Origin of the sequence: Cytophaga sp. FL35, assembly GCF_014349235.1 — a bacterium.
GTDB lineage: Bacteria > Bacteroidota > Bacteroidia > Flavobacteriales > Flavobacteriaceae > Euzebyella.
The window spans coordinates 200,961-219,458 of sequence record NZ_JACSOH010000006.1 but is presented as its reverse complement, the minus strand read 5'-3'; the positions used below and the strand labels follow the sequence as shown (position 1 = coordinate 219,458).

Here is an 18,498-nt window from a genome sequence, read left to right as displayed (position 1 = left end):
GTTATTTTGAGGTTGGTCCTACAGGAGCGGCTCCCTTAGGATTTACAAAAGCCTTTATACGTAACAATTCTGAACCCTTTTCCGTATTTGCGTTCACGGTAATGGTCTTAGTTACCTGATTTTGTCCAGAACCATTAAATTTAACTACCAATTCCCCAGTATCTCCAGGAGCAATAGGGTCTTTTGGCGGATCAGGAACTGTACACCCGCAAGAACTTGTTGCATTGGTAATAATCAATGGTGCATTACCGGTGTTGGTAAACTTGAATACGGTCTCCTGTGGAGTTCCCTGCTCTATGGTTCCGAAATCATGCTCCTCCTTTTCAAAGGACATAACAGGAAGTTGCTTGCCAGCCTCATCTCTTTGAGCAGCTTCGGCTACATTATCAGACTTTACTTTACTGGATGCATTTTCCTTACATGAAACGAATGCAAAAATGGAAAATACACTTAACGCTAAAAGTGCTTTTTTCATGGTTATGATTTTATTTTCGTGCAAAATTAGTGAATTAATTTATATACCACGGGTGGGACAGATGTTAAGAATCCCTAATAAAACAAATACGTGTGTTGTAATGATTACATCAATCCCCTGCCAATTTTATTAAGTTTTCCTGTGGATTTATATTCTTTTACCAGTTTATCCAAAATACCATTGATAAAAATACTACTCTTGGGTGTACTGTATTCCTTTGCAATTTCCAATGCTTCGTTAATGGTTACCTTTTCAGGTATGGAAGGAAAGTTCAATAACTCACAAATGGCCATTTTTAAAAGAATGGCATCAATATCGGCAATACGATCCTTGTCCCAATTGGGTGTTTTGCCTTCAATTTCCTTATTCCATTCGGCCTCCTTCAACAAAGTTTTGGTCAAAAGCTTTTTGGCGAATTTCATATCGTCCTCGTCCTTTAAAAGACGTGGCAGAAAAAAACTTTCCGGATGGCTCTCTTTCGCCTTTTTGAGAAGTTTAAGTACAAAGGTGTTGACAATAGGAAAATCATCTACCCAGGTAAGTTTGTCATCCTCAAAATAATCGTAAATCTTTTCGTTGGGAGCAATGGTGTCCTTAAAAAGAAGCACCAAAAAATCCTTATCCTCAGCAAAACTTTGAGAACCGGATTGCATGTAGGCAGCGTAAGCCTCACTTTCGATCATTTCCTTATAGATGATTCTAACGTATTCCTCATTGAGATACCAGTTGTTAAGCTTGCGCTTTTTCAGTTCCTCTTTTAAGGCTTCGTTCCTGACTATCTTAAGCAAAAGACCGTTCTTTACAAATTTTTCCTGATCTGGATATTGGTCTTCATTGGACGCCAAATACTTTTTAGAAGAAAGTTTCAATTGCTCGCTAGCACGCTGATGTAGTTCAATGAGCAGACTCAATTCCAATAAATATAAGGTGTACATGCTATCGATACTATAGCGAAGGAATTTTTCCTGCTTTTCCAGGGAATCATCTTTGGACTGGGTAAGGGCATAAATGCATTGCATAACCTTAACCCTAATGTGTCTACGTGTTAGCATGTTCAAGAACTTTTAACTGTGGTGTTGGTAGTGGTTTTCACGGGCACAAAAGTAATAATAAATGCAGTGTGGATACCTAAATAAAAGTTCAAAAAATTGAAAAGATTCTAATTCTTACACGTTCTAAAACTCAAAATAAAACACTTCTCAAGGATTACTGTTGTCAGTATTAAACTATTCTCAGTTATTTTCAAAAATTGTTATGTAGAATACCTTATATATTTTATAACATTTGCTTTTAACACAAAAAGCTATCTTTGACGAGTTCTACAATACGCTAAACAACTAGCTTACCCAATTAGATGAAGGAACTAAAACACCTCAACAAATATTTTAAAAAATACTGGAAAAAACTTCTTCTAGGTCTTTTCATAACCATCGTGGCCAGAATTCTTCAGTTGGTCATGCCTTCTTATGTGAAGGAATCCATAGAAGTTATTGAAGATTTTACCGCCTCTGAAATTACGGAAACCGTAGCGCGCGGGTTTCTATTTGAGTACATCCTAATAATTGTAGGGGCCGCTCTACTATCAGGGGTTTTCACCTTTTTAATGAGACAGACCATTATCAATGTATCCAGATATATTGAGTTCGATTTAAAAAATGAGGTTTTTGACCATTACCAGCTTTTGAGTCTTAACTTTTATAAAAAGAACCGTACTGGAGATTTAATGAACAGGATTAGTGAAGACGTTAGTCAGGTAAGAATGTATGCGGGGCCGGCATTAATGTACGGTATAAACACTGCCACCTTATTTATCTGCATCATACCCATTATGTTTATGACGGCACCAAAATTGGCCGCCTATACGCTCATTCCATTACCCATTTTATCTGTTCTGATCTATAAAATAAGTAAAGTAATACATCAAAGGAGTACGGTAGTACAAGAATACCTTTCCACCCTTTCAACCTTTACCCAAGAAGTATTTTCCGGTATTTCTGTTATAAAGGCGTATGCCCTAGAACCACAGATAAACAAAGACCTTTCCGTTTTGGCGGTAGAAGGAAAGGACAAAAGCATGGACCTGGCCAGAGTAAATGCTTGGTTTTTTCCATTAATGGTACTGCTTATTGGTGTAAGTAACATTTTGGTGATTTACATTGGCGGAAGACAAATACTTAACGGGGAAATTGATTCCGTGGGAGTTATTGCCGAGTTTATTATTTATGTGAATATGCTTACTTGGCCGGTAGCGATTATTGGTTGGCTTACTTCCATCATCCAAAGGGCCGAAGCCTCTCAAAAAAGAATCAACGAGTTTTTACAGGAACGACCCGAAATTAGGAACGATATTCTCGAAGAAACCAAAATTGAGGGTAAAATTGAATTTAGAAATGTGAGCTTCACCTATGAGGATACGGAAATTACAGCTCTAAAGAATATTTCTTTTACTATAAACGATGGTGAAACCGTAGCAATTTTAGGAAAAACAGGCTCTGGGAAATCTACCATTTTGGACCTGATTGCCAGATTATACGATGTTTCCGGCGGGGAAATTTTAATAGATAATGTACCCATCAAAAAACTGAATGTAGAAAGCCTTAGAACATCTGTTGGGGCTGTACCACAGGATGCCTTTTTGTTCTCAGATTCCATAGAGAACAATATTAAATTTGGCAAGTACAATGCTTCGGAAGCTGAAGTAGTACAAGCAGCCAAGAATGCCGCCGTTCATGATAATATTGAAGGGTTTTCAAAAGGATATAAAACTGTTCTCGGAGAGCGAGGAATCACGCTTAGCGGTGGTCAAAAACAACGTGTTTCCATTGCCCGCGCCCTTTTAAAAGATCCAGAAATTTATTTGTTCGATGACTGCCTTTCTGCCGTAGACACGGAAACCGAGGAAGAAATTCTCAACAATCTCAAAAAGGCATCCAAGAACAAAACTACCCTAATTGTGAGCCATAGGGTATCTTCTGCCAAAAATGCGGACAAGGTATTAGTTTTAGAGGACGGCAGGCTTTTACAAGAAGGCTCACATGAAGAGTTAAATTCCCAAAACGGATACTACAAAGAACTGTACGCCACACAACTCTCTGAGAAAGAAAATTAGAAAATTTTGGCGTATTCACATTTTTTTCACATTTTTGGTTGATTAACTATTAACTAGACACCATTTCGAGATGAGCGAAAAAGATGCAATGGATCAAGAGGAGATTTATTCTAAAGTTTTAAGAGCGGGTAGAAGAACCTATTTCTTTGATGTAAGAAGTACTAAGGCCGGAGATTATTATCTAACAATCACGGAGAGCAAAAAATTCACTCATGATGATGGATCTTTCCACTACAAAAAACATAAAATTTACCTTTACAAGGAAGACTTCTCCGCGTTTAGGGAAAATGTAGAGGAAATGATGGATTACATTATCTCAGAAAAAGGTTCTGAAGTTATTTCTGAACGCCATCAAAAGGACTTCAAAAAGGAAGAAGAAGAACCTAGTATGAACGGTCACGTAAAAACTTCTGATAGCTTTACGGATGTAAGCTTTGATGACATTTAAATTACTAACTCTAAACATATAAAGGCGGCCCTTATTAAGGGTCGTTTTTTATTTTATACTAATTTCACATAATCCGGATTCCTTAGGTTCAATGCTTTTTAGGTACATTTATAAGCAAATGAGACCTTTATGAAATCCCTTATCTCTCTTTTACTAGTTTTATCCTGCTATTCCATCCAATCACAACAAAATGTTGACCTTTCCTATTATTTGCCCGATAGCATTACCTACAATCCAAAAATTCCCACGCCAAAACAAATAATTGGCCATGAAGTTGGGCAATGGCATGTTACCCATGATAAGTTAGAACAGTATATGCGCGCTTTGGCGAAGTCCAGTGAGCGCATACTTTTAGAAGAACGCGGTAAAACATTTGAAGGACGGCCGTTGTTACTATTGACCGTTACTTCTCCCACAAATCATGGACAACTGGAGGGTATACGACAGGAACATTTAAAATTATCGGATAGCAACCGAAATTCCATATCTGTCGATGGAATGCCCGTGGTGGTCTATCAAGGGTTTTCCATACATGGTAACGAACCAAGCGGATCCAATGCTGCATTGGCCTATGCCTATTATTTGGCTGCCGCCGAAGGGCCAGAAATTGAGGATATCCTGCAAAACAGCGTCATTCTTTTAGACCCCTGTTTTAACCCTGATGGCCTACAACGATTTGCCCACTGGGCCAATTCCAATAAAAACCTACAACCCAACCCAGATTCCAATGACAGAGAGTTTCATGAAGCTTGGCCGGGTGGCCGAACGAACCATTACTGGTTTGATATGAACCGCGATTGGCTTCCCGTTCAATTACCGGAAAGCAGGGCCCGTATTGAAACCTACCACCGTTGGATGCCCAATATTTTAACGGATCATCATGAAATGGGCACCAATTCTACCTTTTTCTTTCAACCCGGAGAACCTACAAGGGTTCACCCTTTAACACCTAAGGAAAATCAATCCCTAACGGCTGAAATTGGAAATTTTCACGCAAGGGCTTTGGAAAAAATAGGTTCCCTCTACTATTCTGAAGAAAATTATGATGACTATTATTACGGAAAGGGATCGACCTTTCCGGACATCAATGGAGGAATCGGAATCCTTTTTGAACAAGGAAGCTCCCGCGGACATTTACAGGAATCTGAAAATGGACTTCTCACCTTTCCTTTCACCATCAGAAATCAAATGACCACCGCGATATCTACGATTGAAGCCGCTACGGAACTTCGTCCTAAAATTTTAAAGTACCAACAGCAGTTTTTTAAAGAAGTAGGTCTTGAATCGGTCATTGGGCGTTCTAGGGCCATCGTGTTTGGTGATAGCAAGGATGCAGCTAAAACCCGACACTTGGCAGAAATTCTTCATCGGCATAAAATAAAATTCCATCATCTTAGAAACGATTTTAGGTACAATGGAATGGATTTTAAAAAGGGCGCGAGTTTTATGGTTCCATACAGCCAAAAGAACCACAGGCTCATAAAAGCCATGTTTGAAAAACGAACTTCATTTACAGACAGTATTTTCTATGACATTTCTGCATGGACCTTCCCTCTGGCCTTTAATATGGATTATGCTGACATACGTTCGCTTCAAAATATGGGCGAAGAGATAACGGAGCTTCATGAACCTAAAGGTAAGATGAAGGGCAATGGAGATTACGCCTATCTTTTTGAATGGAACGAATATTACACTCCCAAAGCTCTAAATCAAATCCTTAAAAAAGGGATTAGAGCCAAGGTGGCCAAGAAAAAATTTAGTCTGGAAAATAAGAATTATGGTTACGGAACTATTATGGTCCCAATACAAAACCAAAACCTTCCCGCGGAAAGTGTAAGGCAAATTTTGTCCCAAACAGCACAAGATTGTGGGATTGAAATAACCGCTGTGTCAACCGGACTCACCCAAGGAATTGATCTTGGCAGCAATGATTTTGAACCAGTTAAAAAGCAGCGTGTAGGCATCCTAACCGGTAATGGGGTACGCTCCTATGATGCCGGAGAAATTTGGCATTTATTCGATACGCGGTACCAGATGAAATTAAGCAAACTAGATGTAGCATATTTGAGCCGTATAGATTTGAATAGATATACGGATATTATCGTTCCAAGCATAGCTAGTAATACCTTAGGAAACAGCAACATCAAAAAGCTAAAGGATTGGGTACAGGATGGCGGTACTTTAATTACCTATCGCTCTGCCGTTGAGTTCTTTGCATCAAAAAAATTTATAGACCTGCAGTTTAAAAAAGACACCCTAATTGCCAAAAATGTTTCCTTTGAACAAAAACAAAATTTCACAGGAGCACAAGTAACTGGTGGCGCCATATTTGAAGCTCAATTGGACCTTTCACATCCTATTGCCTTCGGTTATAAAAATAAAACCTTACCACTCTTTAGAAATACCAATATTTATATTGTACCGGACAAGAATAGCTACAACAATCCTATAAAATATACAGAAGACCCATTACTTAGTGGTTATATTTCTGAGGAGAATTTGGAGCTGATTAAAAACAGTGTACCCTTTCAGGTACAACATTTGGGTAGAGGTCGTGTAATTGCATTTACGGATAATACCAATTTTAGGGCTTTCTGGTACGGTACCAATAAATTGCTGATGAACGCCATATTTTTTGGCAACCTAATGTAATCTTAAGACCCCCCTTTCACATAAGCCCAATTAAAAAGTACATGTAAGGACACCAAAATAATCGCTACACCAAACCCAAAAACCGCAGTAAATAGGGATAAAAATAGTACATAACAGAAGGGATAGACTACCAAAGCGTATGCAAACCTCAGAGTTGATAGAAATTCAGGCTCCCAAACTTTGGGTTTCACCCAAAATCTCCACGGTACTAATGCGGCTATATTAAAAAGATGAAAAACCAATCGAAAAGTAACAGGTGCGGCAATCTTTCCAGATTCTTTATTTATCTTGGTTTCTGATGATCTAATGAATTTATTGCTCTCTGTGGGGTTCAAAAAGTTGACGTTGTTGCTTTCCATTTTGTCTATAATGTTCTCGTAATTAAGCTCATCCTCAACATGGGTAGTCAACTGCTTCAACTGCTCTTTTACTCGCTTCTTGGCATTTTGCACAGATGTAAAAACATCATTTGGGTCATACAATTGCGAACTCACAATGGGTTTTCCATAATACACAGCTACTTTATCCGGAAAACCAGTGCTTTTTAGGTAATTTAGACCAACAGGTATTATCAAAATTTCATTTGAAGGGCTATACTTTAAAGAATGGAAAACAATGCGTGTAAACCCTTTACTTAGGTTGCGCACCCTTCGCCTTAGATTGTGGTTAGCTTCAGGGAAAAGAACAATGGCCTCTTCATTTTCAAAAAGTTCCGTACACTTTTTAAAGACTGCCTCATTGTTCTTTAATTGGTTTCTCCCATCCCGCATTCGGTAAATTGGAATCATTTGTAGAAAAGCAAAAAATCTCCTTAATACTTGTTTATTAAAAACATCGGACCGAGTTAAAAAGTACGGTTTTCGATGGCAATCGGTAACAATCAAAAGAACGTCCATCAAGGCCTTTTGGTGATTTGGCAAAAAAAGAACCGCTCCTGTTTTAGGAACATTTTCTAATCCGTGAACTTCTATCCTACCAAAATACAAGTGCAGGGCAGCTTTCATGTAAATTTTCAAGAGCCAGTATAAGAAGTTTTTCAAACCAGTTTTTCTGTATTAATAGGCCTGTAATTCCAAAATGCAGCCAACAGCAATCCAGAAATTAAATGCCAAATACCCCAAAATGCGGCCAGAATAGCCATACCACCAAGTCCATCAAAGAATGAAAAAATAAGAAGCAAGCCCAGTCCTGAATTCTGTATCCCCGTTTCAACAGTTATGGAGCGCACGTCCTTGGAAGGCAACTTAAATAATTTAGCTATTGAAAAACCTGTAGAAAATGCCACAAGATTGTGTAATACCACCAACCAGAATACATAAAGTACGTACTCCATAAAAATCTCTTTATTATTGTAGAGAGCCATAAAAATCAGTAGTACAAAGAACAATAAGGAAACCATTTTTAACACCTTTCCAATTCTTAGTGCCATGTTTGGTCTTAAATGGTTGATCAACAACCCTAGGAATAACGGCAACCCCAACAACAAGGCTACCAACTGCACCATTTTCCATGGGGAAATGGCAACATTCTTAAGTATGGTATCAGTAGGAGCGTACATCCCCGCCCACAACTGAAGGTTCAATGGCGTCATTATCACTGCTAGCAAAGTTGCCATGGCCGTTAGACTAATGGACAGGGCCGTATTGCCGCCGGCTAAATGGGTAATAAAGTTAGATACATTACCACCGGGACATGCAGCAACCATAAACATTCCCATAGCTATGCTTGGTAATGGTTCTATAAAATATACCAACAAAAACGTAACAAAGGGTAGTACCAAAAATTGACTAACCACTCCTACAACAATCGATTTTGGATGATTGGCAACCCTTTTAAAATCTGACATTGATATTTCTAAAGCAATACCAAACATGACAAAGGCCAACGCAATGTTGAGTATCCATTGAGAACGGGCATCAAAGTTGAGAAGAACGTTATCTATTAGGTTTTCATTCAAAGAATCAAGATATTTTAAGGCCGTTGGTTACCTTCCCGGTAGGTTGAAGTAAGGTTACTTCCTTTTCATTCACTGCTCCCAAGATAAGACATTCACTCATAAAATTGGCAATCTGTTTTTTGGGGAAATTGACCACAGCTATCACCTGTAATCCTACCAAATCCTCTTTTTTATATTTTAAGGTGATTTGTGCCGATGTCTTTTTTACTCCTATCGCCTCCCCAAAATCAATATGGACCTGATAGGCAGGTTTTCTTGCTTCAGGAAAGTCATTTACCTCTATAACCGTACCTACGCGCATGTCAATTTTTGCAAAATCACTCCATGAAATGTGTTCCTCCATCATAAAATAGTAAAGAAATTAAAATAGCCGTCAATATAGCAAAGGTTGGGCAATTAAGTTTTTAACTTTGTGGATAAATACGTGAGAAAATGGCCAGAACACCAAGTAATATGCTCCCTTTGGGCACCTCAGCACCCAAATTTAGTCTATTGGATACCGTAAGTAATCAACAACTACACCTTGACGATTTAAAAGGCGAAAAAGGAACGGTTATCATGTTTATTTGTAATCACTGTCCTTTTGTAAAGCATGTTAATGAAGCAATCGCGCAATTAGGTAAGACCTATCAAAAACAAGGTATTTCTTTTGTAGCTATATCAAGCAACGATGTTGAAAACTACCCTCAAGATGCGCCGCACCTCATGAAATTAACCGCTGAGGAAGAAGGCTACACCTATCCCTATTTATACGATGAAGACCAAACAGCAGCCAAAGCATACGATGCGGCCTGTACTCCAGATTTCTACCTTTTTGATGACAATTTAAAGCTAGTCTATAGAGGTCAACTGGATGATTCCAGACCTGGAAACGGGGTGCCGGTTACAGGAAAAGATTTGGAAGATGCTATACAAGCTGTTTTAAACAATAAATTGGTTTCCGAAATGCAAAAGCCGAGTATTGGATGTAACATCAAATGGAAAAAGGATTGATCTAGACCCAACCTCTTCTTTTGAGTAAATTTTCTATCTGCGTATAATGGTGTTGGCCGTGCCAAGCATATCTTCCCACATTTTCATCCAAACTGGTTTCTACATGGCCCTCCGGATGAATGAATTTTCTTTTCAACGATTCTCGTGATAACCCTTTTAGCAAGTAGACCAACTTTGCGTGAACGGCACTTAAATGAGTAAGGGAAAGTTCTATGGGAGCCGTTTTTGCATCAAAAAGTTTGGACCATTCTTTTTCATCATAGGCCTTGATGACCGGACTGTTTTCCGTAAGCGCCCATTTAAACCTCAAATAACTGTTATGGTGGCTATCGGCAATATGGTGCACAGTCTGCCTAACTGTCCATCCTTCAGGTCTATACGGCGCTTCAAGTTGGGGTTCAGACAATCCTTCAACAAGAATTCTCAGCTTATTGGGGATTTCTTCCAAAATGCCTATCCACTCGTTTAAATTTTCATCAGTGATTACTTCCGGTACCTCAAATGTTCCTATGGGGTATTTCAGTTTATATAGTTCATGTTCTTCCATAAACTAAAAGTAACAAACTTTAATACATTTTTAACCATAAAAGCATGCCTGAAGACCTTTAATCTACTAATTTTATAGGAATTTAATTTTAACCCAGTAAATACTATATAAATGGCAACAATAAGATTGGGCGACAAGGCCCCGGACTTTACCGCAGATAGCTCTGTAGGTACGATAAATTTTTATGATTATTTAGGCGATGGTTGGGGAATTTTGTTTTCTCACCCTGCGGACTTTACCCCTGTTTGTACTACGGAATTAGGTACGGCAGCTAAATTTAAGGATGAGTTCGATAAACGAAACGTAAAGATGTTGGCCCTTAGCGTAGACGGAGCCAGCTCCCATAACGAATGGATCAAGGATATTAATGAAGTACAGAATACAACCGTTAACTTTCCCATTATTGCCGATGAGAACAAGAAAGTATCTGACCTTTATGATATGATTCACCCTAATGCCGATAATAATTTAACGGTACGTTCTGTTTTTATCATTGCTCCGGATAAAACGGTGAAACTCATCATCACTTATCCGGCCTCCACCGGCCGAAATTTCTATGAATTGCTAAGGGTTATCGATTCCTTACAATTGACAGCATACCATAAGGTAGCTACCCCTGCCAACTGGAAACAGGGAGAAAGTGTGGTAGTGAGCCCAGCAATTTCTACTGAGGACGCCAAAGAGATGTTCAAAAAAGGAGTAGAGGAAGTAAAGCCATACTTACGTATGACTCCAGACCCTACCGCTTAACCCGAATATATTTAAGCAAAAAACCTCATAACAATGTTATGAGGTTTTTTATTTGATAATTCAGAAAACGCAACAAGCTAGTCTTGCTGACCCAAAATATTTGTACACTTAAGATCTTTCTTCATAACTTGTAATTAGATAAGTCGGGAATGAAAACTCTTAAAACATTTCTTTTTACTACTTCTACCATGTCCTTACTTATGGGATGTGTAAATCTGGGCCACGTTACCAATTTTTCCAAGAATTCAATAGAGGCCCTGCAAACCTACGGAAACCTATCTCAAAGTTTCACCACTATATGCACTCAAGACTGTGAACTTAAACATATTTCCAATTTCAATGTTTATAAGACAGATTGCGAATGTGAGGGTAATGTAAAAGCCGATAGTATCACCACTGCCATTTATACGGCTACGGTAGAATACCTTCATGGTTTAATGGCCGTTAGTGACAAAACCATTACAAAATTTCAAACAGCAGAACTCACCAATGCATTGGCGACAGGTAATTACGGTCCAATTAAATTAAATGCAGAAGATGTAACGTCCTATTCAAAGCTAAGCTCATTAATTTTAAAAGCCTATAGCGGAATCCGTTCAAGAAAAAAAATTAAGGCATATGTAACAGAGGGACATGAGCCTTTTCAGCATTTGTTACACTTCTTGGAATTCAATCTATCTCAAAATCTTAACGGAAAACTGGAAGTACAAAAAAACGGTATCCAAAATTTTTATTTCGATTTGGTTCAGGACACCAACCTTTCTTCCTACGAACGCACCAAGTTTGCCGAGGATTACTTTGAAAAAAAGGCAACAATAGAAAAATATCAAAATGAATTGAGGCTATTTGGCGATTTGATAAATGAGGTAAAAGAAGGTCACAGCTTGCTTTTGAAAAATCTAGATCAGTTAACTGAAGATGAAGTTAAGGGCAGTTTGGGCAAAACGGCCCAGAAGCTGGCATTGGGAGCAAGAATTATTTCTCAGTTTAATTGAGTATCATGGCAAATTTAACATCTGAACAAGTAAAGGAATTGGCAGACAATATTTTGAAAATGACCAATGATCTTGGGGATTTTAGATACCGTAATTTTTCAAAATTAACCCCTCAAGAAAACACACGGTTAAAGGAACTACACAACAACTTATTAGAGCATACTACCGAGCTTTATACAAAATCAGCTGTTTTAGTATTGGACGATGCCGTAGAAAGCCTAGATAAGATTAAAATAATAACTGAAAAAACCCAAGAACTTTATTCTAATCTGGATAATATTCAAACAGGAATCAACTGGGCCACCAAAATACTAGGAATGGCATCTGCCATCTTAAGTTTGAATACGGAATCTATTGCAGCATCCATAAAAAGCATCATCAGTTAAGAGGTTTGGTTACCATATTTTTCAGGATATCCATTAAAATTTGACAACCTCCAAATATAACTAACGAAAAATCACTCATTTAAATTTAATAACAGTACATTTGCGCTTTAATTAATTTAATTTTTTATTATGAGTAAAGGAACAGTTAAGTTCTTCAATGATTCAAAGGGTTACGGCTTTATCACTGAAGAAGGTTCAAGCGAAGATCACTTTGTACACATTTCAGGACTTATTGACGAAATACGCGAAGGTGATGTTGTAGAATTTGAGCTACAACAAGGTAGAAAAGGACTGAACGCGGTGAATGTGAAAGTAGTTGACTAAGACGACGCATTAACTCTTTTTATACAGTATCCACCCCAACAATTTGTTGGGGTTTTTTTATTCATTATCAACACATTAGTCATATTTTTCATACATTTGTTCGCGTTTTAACGCAACCCCACTCCAATTTGTGCATCTAGTAAGCGGATAGCAAAATTTCCCCATCACCTAAATAATGAATTATGACTACTTTTTTTGGTATTCTATTTCTATTGCTTATTGTAAACGTTGTATTGTTTTTAGTAAGCTCAGATAGGGCAAAGAAATCCCAGCGATAACTTATCTAAGGGGCCCGTACATTCTTAATTAAATTTTATAATGCCTTTTTGGCACTGGAAAATCTATGTTTTCATCCAGGATTATTTTGGTAGAAATAAAAAGATTGACCGCATAAAAAAGCCCCGAAAAAATCGGGGCTTTTTATATTTCAACCAGATACTATATTAATTCACATCCATTAATTCTACATCAAAAAGCAAGGTTGCATTTGGAGGAATAACACCACCTGCACCTGCACTACCATATGCTAAATCTGAAGGGATTACAAAGCGAGCCTTGTCCCCCACTTGTAAAAGACCAATACCTTCATCCCACCCCGGAATAACTTGACCAACACCAATTTGAAAGTCTATGGGTTGTTTCCTTTTATAAGAGGAATCAAAAACTTGTCCGTTCATTAAGCTTCCTTCATAATGAACCGATACCTTACTTCCCTTTTCGGCTTTTGCACCGTCACCTTTTTGAATTATTTTATAACGCAGTCCGCTAGCAGTGCTTTCAAAACCGGCCGCTACCTTTTCAAGTTCCGCTTCCTGCTTTGCTTTTTCTTCTGCAATTCTTTGTTCCCTGGAATTCTGAAAAGATTTAAAGGCATCTACTGCATCCCAATTTTCTGCCTCGTCCCCTACCCTTACAATCTCCAAAGTCTCAATTGAATCTCCTTGGGCAATGGCATCCACAACCTCCTGACCACTTTCTACATGACCAAAAACGGTGTGTTTACCGTCTAACCATGGAGTTGGTACGTGCGTAATGAAAAACTGACTTCCATTAGTTCCTGGTCCAGCATTGGCCATAGAGAGAACTCCCGGTTCTGAATGCTTAAGCTCTGGATGAAATTCATCATCAAATTTGTAACCAGCGTCGCCAGTTCCGGTACCAAGAGGACAACCTCCCTGAATCATAAAATCTGGAATTACCCTGTGAAACGTAATTCCATCATAATAGGGCTCACCCGCTGCCTTAACTTTATTTTCTTGCTTTCCTTCCGCCAAAGCAACAAAATTGCCAACGGTACCCGGAGTTTTATCGTGGGTTAATTTTACAAGTATCTCTCCTTTTGAAGTATTGAATTTTGCGTAGATTCCTTCTTGCATTTTTATGCTTATTTAATTGAGCGGCAAAGGTAAGGATTTAAGCCGATTTCCCCGTAATAGAGAAATTGGTTTGCCCTAACCTTTAATCTTGTTATTAGGGATAATACCGTATTTATCAAAAAGATAGATCAAACTGGCCATACTGGCCGCACCAAGTTCCAATTCCCGTTTGTTAACATGTTCAAACGTATCTGTTTCTGCATGATGATGGTCAAAATACCTTTGTGAGTCTGGCCGTAGACCGGCCAATACCATATCTTGATTCTTAAGAGGACCAATATCCGCACCGCTATATCCCTTAACGAACATATGAATAAGATAGGGTTCAAATAATTTTTTCCACTCCTGAACCCGTTCTAAGTTAGCCTCAGTGCAATCAAAAGAAAAACCTCTGGGTGTAAAGCCTCCCGCATCGCTCTCCAAGGCAAAAATGTGTTTCTCTTTTTTATTTTGGGCCACTTCCGCGTATTTATTGCCTCCCCTTAATCCATTTTCTTCGTTCATAAAAAGAACCACCCTAATAGTTCTCTTTGGCTTATACCCTGTCTTTTTCAAAAGTCTCAGTACGTCCATACTTTGCACGCAGCCTGCACCATCATCATGGGATCCATCGCCTAAATCCCAAGAATCCAGATGACCACCAACTACCATAATTTCATTAGGAAATTGGCTACCGGTTATTTCTCCTATTACATTATAGGATTCCACATCATCAAACTGTTTGCAGTTTTGTCTAAGGTAAAACCTGGTCTTTGGATTTAGTTTTATGGTGGTACTCAACAGTTCAGCACCATTGGTACTAATGGCCGCGGCAGGGATTCTATCGGCCACCGGAGTATCACCATAACTCATAGATCCCGTGTGAGGATGGTCATCCAATTTAAGGCTCATTGAGCGTACAAGGACACCTACGGCACCGTATTTGGCTGCTTCGGCCGCCCCGGAATATCGCTGGTCCACACAACCTGAATAGGATTCGAAAGTACTTATTACAGTCGGGTCCATAGGCCTATTATAGAACACGATTTTTCCCTCTATTTTCTCCTTTCCCAAGCGTTTTAAATCCTCTATTCCATTTACCTCAACCAATTCTGCCTTAAGACCGCCCACTGGGGTTGCCACAGAACCGCCCAAGGCACATACAGATACATTGGTAGACTGGCCTGGTGCTGTTTCAAAATAAGCGAACTCAGGGGTTCCGCGTACCCATTTGGGTACCATAACCGGCTGAAGCCAGACCTTATCCAATCCTAACGACTCCAGTTCTGCCTTGGTATAATCAACGGCTTGTTGTGCCTGTACCGAACCTGATAATCTACCTCCAATTTGGTTGCTCAAATGATTTAACCAGTCATAGGCTTTCCCTTCGGTTAAAGCCGTTTTATAAATCTTATCCATTTGTTGGGCATCTTCTTGGGAATTCACAGTCCCTGCCAAACATAATATCATTAAAAAAAAGAGTTTTCTCATCCGTTTTCGTTTTCCAGCTGTTGTTTGTAGGCTTCTAAATTAACCTTAATTTTTTCGTCCAACTCGGGTTCCTGAATATCTTTATACTTTTTTAACTCTTGCAATAGGATACTGGCCACACTAACACGGGCTGCTTTTTTATTGTCCGACGGAATTATATACCAAGGGGCATGTGCCTTAGAAGTTCTATTAATGGCTTCTTCATAACAAGACTGATACTGGTCCCATAGCTTACGTTCTTCCAAATCACCCGGCGAAAACTTCCAATTCTTTCTTTTTAGTGCGAGTCGCCTCAACAATCGCTGTCTTTGTTCTTCTTTGGATATATGAAGAAAAAATTTGAAAACTAGGGTACCATTTTCTGCTATATGCCTTTCAAAATCATTTATTTGATCAAATCTTTTGTTCCAAAATTCTTCATCAATATCTGCTACCGAATGAATTCCGGGTAGGTGCTCTCCCAAGATGTACTCGGGATGTACACGGGTAACCAAAACATTTTCATAATGAGTTCTATTAAAAACCCCAAATTTTCCCCTTGCCGGTAAGGCAATATAGTGTCTCCATAAATAATCGTGTTTTCTTTCGAGTTCCGTAGGTACCTTAAAACTATGAACAACTACGCCCCTAGCATTAAAGTCTTTAAAGACTTCACGAATCAGGCTATCCTTACCCGCCGTATCTATCCCTTGAAGACAAACCAGAACGCTGTACTTTCCATGTGCATAAAGGGTATCTTGGAAGTCTCCTAACGCTTCCCTTACATTTTCCAACTCTCTTTTAAGTTGTTTATCCGATGAATTAAAATCTTCATAAGTAGGTATTTGAGACAATTGAATGGCCTCAGTCACTTTGTACGTGGTAATTTTTGATGTATCCATAGTTGGAATATAAAATAAAACATCGTTGAAAGGGTAAAAATGTTAAAGAAATTGGTCGTTAATCACAAAAAAAGGCAGGTTAATCCAAAAAAGTATAATCAAAAGGCGTTCCATCGAAAAAAGTAGGTCTTAAGAAACAGTTGACCTTAACTTTGCAAACGTAGAATGTCCCAAATTTTACAACCTTTTTTATTGACTATGAAGCAGTTGAGAATAGCATTAATACTTTGCTCCGTTGGTATACTATCTTCGTTTACCACAGGTCAATCCTGTAAATATGCCAACTCCAATATTGGATATGTAAAATCCGAAATTGAAGCAGCTTTAGGAATGACAGATCTTCAATTGTCGCGATTTCATACCTTCAAGGCTATCAATGCCATAGAGAAAACCAAGAACGATTTGGAAGAATGTGGCTGCGAATATGCTATTGATAATATTACGGAGGGTTCTGACCATCTTAAACTAGCAACCAAAACCACAACCATTGCCAGTACCAATATTCTTTTGAACAAGGCCCTAAAGGAAACGATAGCCACATTGGAATCATTGAACGAACACGATAGCCATGGTAGCAATTACGGTAACGACGTACTTAGCTTAAATACCGTAAAACTAAATAATGAATCCAAAAACACCTACGAACCTCCTTCCGAAATATTACTTCGAAAAAAGGTAGATTCTTCGTTAGTGAATTATAGAAAGTCGCTGGAAAACATGGTAAAAACTGTCAATTGCACGGAAGCCAGGGCATTTGCAACTAGAGTATATGAACATTGTGAGCAGCAATTATTGAAACCCAACCTTTCCGAAGGCAAAAAATACTACAACCTTAAAACCAAGGAAATAACTAAAAAGGCATTGGATCAACTAAGTGAGTGCGGCAAATAAATTAACTATTTGCTTGCAAAAAGTTTTACGTCTTCCTCGCTTACTTCTTTTCCTCCCAATATTATTAGTCGCTCTACAACGTTCCTTAACTCTCTAATATTCCCGGTCCAATCGTAACTTTTTAACAGCTTAACGGCCTTATCAGAAAATGTTTTTAGGCCCATTCCTTGCTCTTGGGAGATTTTTTTCGAAAAATGATTGATCAATAATGGTATATCTTCCCTTCTATCATTTAATGCAGGAACCTTAATCAAGATTACGGCAAGCCTATGATATAAATCTTCTCGAAAACGGTTTTCTTCAATTTCCTTTTTCAAATCTTTGTTGGTAGCGGCTACCACTCGTACATCAACCTTTATATCCTTATCCGTACCTACTCTAGAAATCTTATTCTCCTGTAGTGCCCGCAATACCTTTGCCTGTGCAGAGAGGCTCATATCCCCAATTTCATCTAAAAAAATAGTACCCTTATTGGCAGCCTCGAATTTTCCTGCACGATCTTTGACCGCAGATGTAAAAGCGCCCTTTACATGGCCAAAAAGCTCACTTTCTATCAATTCCGATGGAATGGCCGCACAGTTCACTTCGATAAAAGGCGCGGAACTCCTAGCACTTTTTTGATGCAACCAATGAGCGACCAGTTCTTTTCCGGTTCCATTGGATCCCGTTATTAAAACTCTGGCATCTGTAGGTGCCACTTTTTCGATGATGTCCTTAATAGCCGAGATCTCTTTACTTTCACCTATCATTTCATAATTCTTGCCTACTTTCTTCTTAAGAATCTTATTTTCGGTTACCAACACCTTTCTATCCAAGGCATTGCGCACCGTGGTAAGCAACCTATTTAAATCCGGCGGTTTGGAAATATAGTCAAATGCTCCCATTCGCATGGTGTTCACGGCCGTATCCAGATCACCATGACCGGAAATCATAATAAAAGGGATTTCTGGCTTAATTTTCCGGGCAGCTTCCAACACCTCTACCCCATCCATTTTGGGCATTTTTATATCACAAAGGACCAAGTCGTATTCATTGTTCTTAATGGCCTCCATACCTTTTAAACCGTCTTCTGCTTCTTCTAATTGATAAGAATCATTCTCCTCGGAAAGTATTTTGACCAATACCCTGCGAATAGCAGCTTCATCTTCAATCAGTAATATTTTTGACATAAGGAATTACTTCAATTGTTAATCTTTTGGTAAGATACAAGTACCAGTCAAGACTTGGAAAGTTTTAACTACTTT

Annotated in this window: 19 protein-coding genes; 9 read left to right on the top strand and 10 right to left on the bottom strand. The window is 38.6% G+C overall.

Features of this window, described 5'->3' with window-relative positions; translation table 11 throughout:
• Window position 1: 1 nt before the first annotated feature.
• Complete coding sequence (locus tag BIZ36_RS07195; RefSeq protein WP_187457198.1) at window positions 2–475, bottom strand: DUF1573 domain-containing protein; 474 nt, start codon at window positions 473–475, stop codon at window positions 2–4.
• A 104-nt stretch (window positions 476–579) separates the two neighbouring features.
• On the bottom strand, window positions 580–1,527 hold the full coding sequence (nusB, locus tag BIZ36_RS07190) for a transcription antitermination factor NusB (RefSeq protein WP_187457197.1): 948 nt from the start codon (window positions 1,525–1,527) through the stop codon (window positions 580–582).
• A gap of 302 nt (window positions 1,528–1,829) precedes the next feature.
• Here nusB and BIZ36_RS07185 point away from each other — a divergent pair, with 302 nt between their 5' ends.
• From BIZ36_RS07185 to BIZ36_RS07175, 3 genes are all read left to right on the top strand, one after another.
• Complete coding sequence (locus BIZ36_RS07185) at window positions 1,830–3,584, top strand: ABC transporter ATP-binding protein (protein ID WP_187457196.1); 1,755 nt, start codon at window positions 1,830–1,832, stop codon at window positions 3,582–3,584.
• A gap of 70 nt (window positions 3,585–3,654) precedes the next feature.
• A complete protein-coding gene (locus tag BIZ36_RS07180) occupies window positions 3,655–4,032 on the top strand; it encodes a PUR family DNA/RNA-binding protein (protein WP_187457195.1) in 378 nt (125 codons plus the stop codon).
• A gap of 129 nt (window positions 4,033–4,161) precedes the next feature.
• Complete coding sequence (locus BIZ36_RS07175) at window positions 4,162–6,684, top strand: M14 family metallopeptidase (protein ID WP_187457194.1); 2,523 nt, start codon at window positions 4,162–4,164, stop codon at window positions 6,682–6,684.
• Window positions 6,685–6,686: 2 nt separating this feature from the next.
• Here the strand turns inward: BIZ36_RS07175 and BIZ36_RS07170 are convergent, their stop codons facing one another.
• Genes BIZ36_RS07170 through BIZ36_RS07160 form a run of 3 tightly spaced genes read right to left on the bottom strand, consistent with a single transcriptional unit; the run spans window position 6,687 to window position 8,984 of the window.
• Window positions 6,687–7,688 carry a 1-acyl-sn-glycerol-3-phosphate acyltransferase gene (locus BIZ36_RS07170; protein WP_187457193.1) on the bottom strand — a complete coding sequence of 334 codons (1,002 nt, stop codon included), beginning with the start codon at window positions 7,686–7,688 and terminating at the stop codon, window positions 6,687–6,689.
• A 32-nt stretch (window positions 7,689–7,720) separates the two neighbouring features.
• The gene (locus BIZ36_RS07165; protein WP_187457192.1) at window positions 7,721–8,641 is read right to left on the bottom strand and encodes a bile acid:sodium symporter family protein; all 921 of its coding nucleotides are present in this window, start codon (window positions 8,639–8,641) and stop codon (window positions 7,721–7,723) included.
• 4 nt (window positions 8,642–8,645) lie between these two features.
• The gene (locus tag BIZ36_RS07160) at window positions 8,646–8,984 is read right to left on the bottom strand and encodes a tRNA-binding protein (RefSeq protein ID WP_187457237.1); all 339 of its coding nucleotides are present in this window, start codon (window positions 8,982–8,984) and stop codon (window positions 8,646–8,648) included.
• 89 nt (window positions 8,985–9,073) lie between these two features.
• Here BIZ36_RS07160 and BIZ36_RS07155 point away from each other — a divergent pair, with 89 nt between their 5' ends.
• Window positions 9,074–9,634 carry a thioredoxin family protein gene (locus tag BIZ36_RS07155; protein WP_187457191.1) on the top strand — a complete coding sequence of 187 codons (561 nt, stop codon included), beginning with the start codon at window positions 9,074–9,076 and terminating at the stop codon, window positions 9,632–9,634.
• 1 nt (window position 9,635) lies between these two features.
• On the opposite strand, the gene BIZ36_RS07150 is transcribed toward BIZ36_RS07155, so the two are convergent.
• Window positions 9,636–10,181 (bottom strand): YfiT family bacillithiol transferase, encoded by a 546-nt coding sequence (locus BIZ36_RS07150; protein ID WP_187457190.1) that lies wholly within the window; start codon window positions 10,179–10,181, stop codon window positions 9,636–9,638.
• A 111-nt stretch (window positions 10,182–10,292) separates the two neighbouring features.
• On the opposite strand from BIZ36_RS07150, the gene BIZ36_RS07145 reads away from it, so the two are divergent.
• From BIZ36_RS07145 to BIZ36_RS07130, 4 genes are all read left to right on the top strand, one after another.
• Window positions 10,293–10,931, top strand: a complete 639-nt coding sequence (locus BIZ36_RS07145; RefSeq protein WP_187457189.1) for a peroxiredoxin — start codon at window positions 10,293–10,295, stop codon at window positions 10,929–10,931.
• A gap of 149 nt (window positions 10,932–11,080) precedes the next feature.
• The gene (locus tag BIZ36_RS07140; protein WP_187457188.1) at window positions 11,081–11,926 is read left to right on the top strand and encodes a hypothetical protein; all 846 of its coding nucleotides are present in this window, start codon (window positions 11,081–11,083) and stop codon (window positions 11,924–11,926) included.
• A gap of 5 nt (window positions 11,927–11,931) precedes the next feature.
• On the top strand, window positions 11,932–12,312 hold the full coding sequence (locus tag BIZ36_RS07135; RefSeq protein WP_187457187.1) for a hypothetical protein: 381 nt from the start codon (window positions 11,932–11,934) through the stop codon (window positions 12,310–12,312).
• Between the two features lie 129 nt (window positions 12,313–12,441).
• A complete protein-coding gene (locus BIZ36_RS07130) occupies window positions 12,442–12,636 on the top strand; it encodes a cold-shock protein (RefSeq protein WP_187457186.1) in 195 nt (64 codons plus the stop codon).
• A 443-nt stretch (window positions 12,637–13,079) separates the two neighbouring features.
• Here BIZ36_RS07130 and BIZ36_RS21120 read toward each other — a convergent pair whose 3' ends face one another.
• The 3 genes from BIZ36_RS21120 to BIZ36_RS07115 all read right to left on the bottom strand — a co-directional run bounded on the left by BIZ36_RS21120 (window position 13,080) and on the right by BIZ36_RS07115 (window position 16,363).
• Entirely contained in the window at window positions 13,080–14,012 is a 933-nt protein-coding gene (locus BIZ36_RS21120; RefSeq protein WP_187457185.1) for a peptidylprolyl isomerase, read from the bottom strand.
• Window positions 14,013–14,087: 75 nt separating this feature from the next.
• Window positions 14,088–15,482 (bottom strand): M20/M25/M40 family metallo-hydrolase, encoded by a 1,395-nt coding sequence (locus BIZ36_RS07120; RefSeq protein ID WP_187457184.1) that lies wholly within the window; start codon window positions 15,480–15,482, stop codon window positions 14,088–14,090.
• Window positions 15,479–16,363 carry a PPK2 family polyphosphate kinase gene (locus tag BIZ36_RS07115; protein WP_187457183.1) on the bottom strand — a complete coding sequence of 295 codons (885 nt, stop codon included), beginning with the start codon at window positions 16,361–16,363 and terminating at the stop codon, window positions 15,479–15,481. The genes BIZ36_RS07120 and BIZ36_RS07115 overlap by 4 nt, the downstream gene beginning before the upstream one ends.
• 165 nt (window positions 16,364–16,528) lie before the next feature.
• On the opposite strand from BIZ36_RS07115, the gene BIZ36_RS07110 reads away from it, so the two are divergent.
• Window positions 16,529–17,254, top strand: a complete 726-nt coding sequence (locus tag BIZ36_RS07110; RefSeq protein WP_222937292.1) for a hypothetical protein — start codon at window positions 16,529–16,531, stop codon at window positions 17,252–17,254.
• A 5-nt stretch (window positions 17,255–17,259) separates the two neighbouring features.
• Here BIZ36_RS07110 and BIZ36_RS07105 read toward each other — a convergent pair whose 3' ends face one another.
• The gene (locus BIZ36_RS07105) at window positions 17,260–18,423 is read right to left on the bottom strand and encodes a sigma-54-dependent transcriptional regulator (RefSeq protein ID WP_187457182.1); all 1,164 of its coding nucleotides are present in this window, start codon (window positions 18,421–18,423) and stop codon (window positions 17,260–17,262) included.
• Window positions 18,424–18,498 lie beyond the last annotated feature (75 nt).

Excerpts from the sequence above, each read along its gene's own strand:
- BIZ36_RS07195 (WP_187457198.1), bottom strand. The coding sequence starts at position 475 with ATGAAAAAAGCACTTTTAGCGTTAAGTGTATTTTCCATTTTTGCATTC.
- nusB (WP_187457197.1), bottom strand. The coding sequence starts at position 1,527 with ATGCTAACACGTAGACACATTAGGGTTAAGGTTATGCAATGCATTTAT.
- BIZ36_RS07185 (WP_187457196.1), top strand. The coding sequence starts at position 1,830 with ATGAAGGAACTAAAACACCTCAACAAATATTTTAAAAAATACTGGAAA.
- BIZ36_RS07180 (WP_187457195.1), top strand. The coding sequence starts at position 3,655 with ATGAGCGAAAAAGATGCAATGGATCAAGAGGAGATTTATTCTAAAGTT.
- BIZ36_RS07175 (WP_187457194.1), top strand. The coding sequence starts at position 4,162 with ATGAAATCCCTTATCTCTCTTTTACTAGTTTTATCCTGCTATTCCATC.
- BIZ36_RS07170 (WP_187457193.1), bottom strand. The coding sequence starts at position 7,688 with ATGAAAGCTGCCCTGCACTTGTATTTTGGTAGGATAGAAGTTCACGGA.
- BIZ36_RS07160 (WP_187457237.1), bottom strand. The coding sequence starts at position 8,984 with ATGGAGGAACACATTTCATGGAGTGATTTTGCAAAAATTGACATGCGC.
- BIZ36_RS07155 (WP_187457191.1), top strand. The coding sequence starts at position 9,074 with ATGGCCAGAACACCAAGTAATATGCTCCCTTTGGGCACCTCAGCACCC.
- BIZ36_RS07150 (WP_187457190.1), bottom strand. The coding sequence starts at position 10,181 with ATGGAAGAACATGAACTATATAAACTGAAATACCCCATAGGAACATTT.
- BIZ36_RS07145 (WP_187457189.1), top strand. The coding sequence starts at position 10,293 with ATGGCAACAATAAGATTGGGCGACAAGGCCCCGGACTTTACCGCAGAT.
- BIZ36_RS07140 (WP_187457188.1), top strand. The coding sequence starts at position 11,081 with ATGAAAACTCTTAAAACATTTCTTTTTACTACTTCTACCATGTCCTTA.
- BIZ36_RS07135 (WP_187457187.1), top strand. The coding sequence starts at position 11,932 with ATGGCAAATTTAACATCTGAACAAGTAAAGGAATTGGCAGACAATATT.
- BIZ36_RS07130 (WP_187457186.1), top strand. The coding sequence starts at position 12,442 with ATGAGTAAAGGAACAGTTAAGTTCTTCAATGATTCAAAGGGTTACGGC.
- BIZ36_RS21120 (WP_187457185.1), bottom strand. The coding sequence starts at position 14,012 with ATGCAAGAAGGAATCTACGCAAAATTCAATACTTCAAAAGGAGAGATA.
- BIZ36_RS07120 (WP_187457184.1), bottom strand. The coding sequence starts at position 15,482 with ATGAGAAAACTCTTTTTTTTAATGATATTATGTTTGGCAGGGACTGTG.
- BIZ36_RS07115 (WP_187457183.1), bottom strand. The coding sequence starts at position 16,363 with ATGGATACATCAAAAATTACCACGTACAAAGTGACTGAGGCCATTCAA.
- BIZ36_RS07110 (WP_222937292.1), top strand. The coding sequence starts at position 16,529 with ATGTCCCAAATTTTACAACCTTTTTTATTGACTATGAAGCAGTTGAGA.
- BIZ36_RS07105 (WP_187457182.1), bottom strand. The coding sequence starts at position 18,423 with ATGTCAAAAATATTACTGATTGAAGATGAAGCTGCTATTCGCAGGGTA.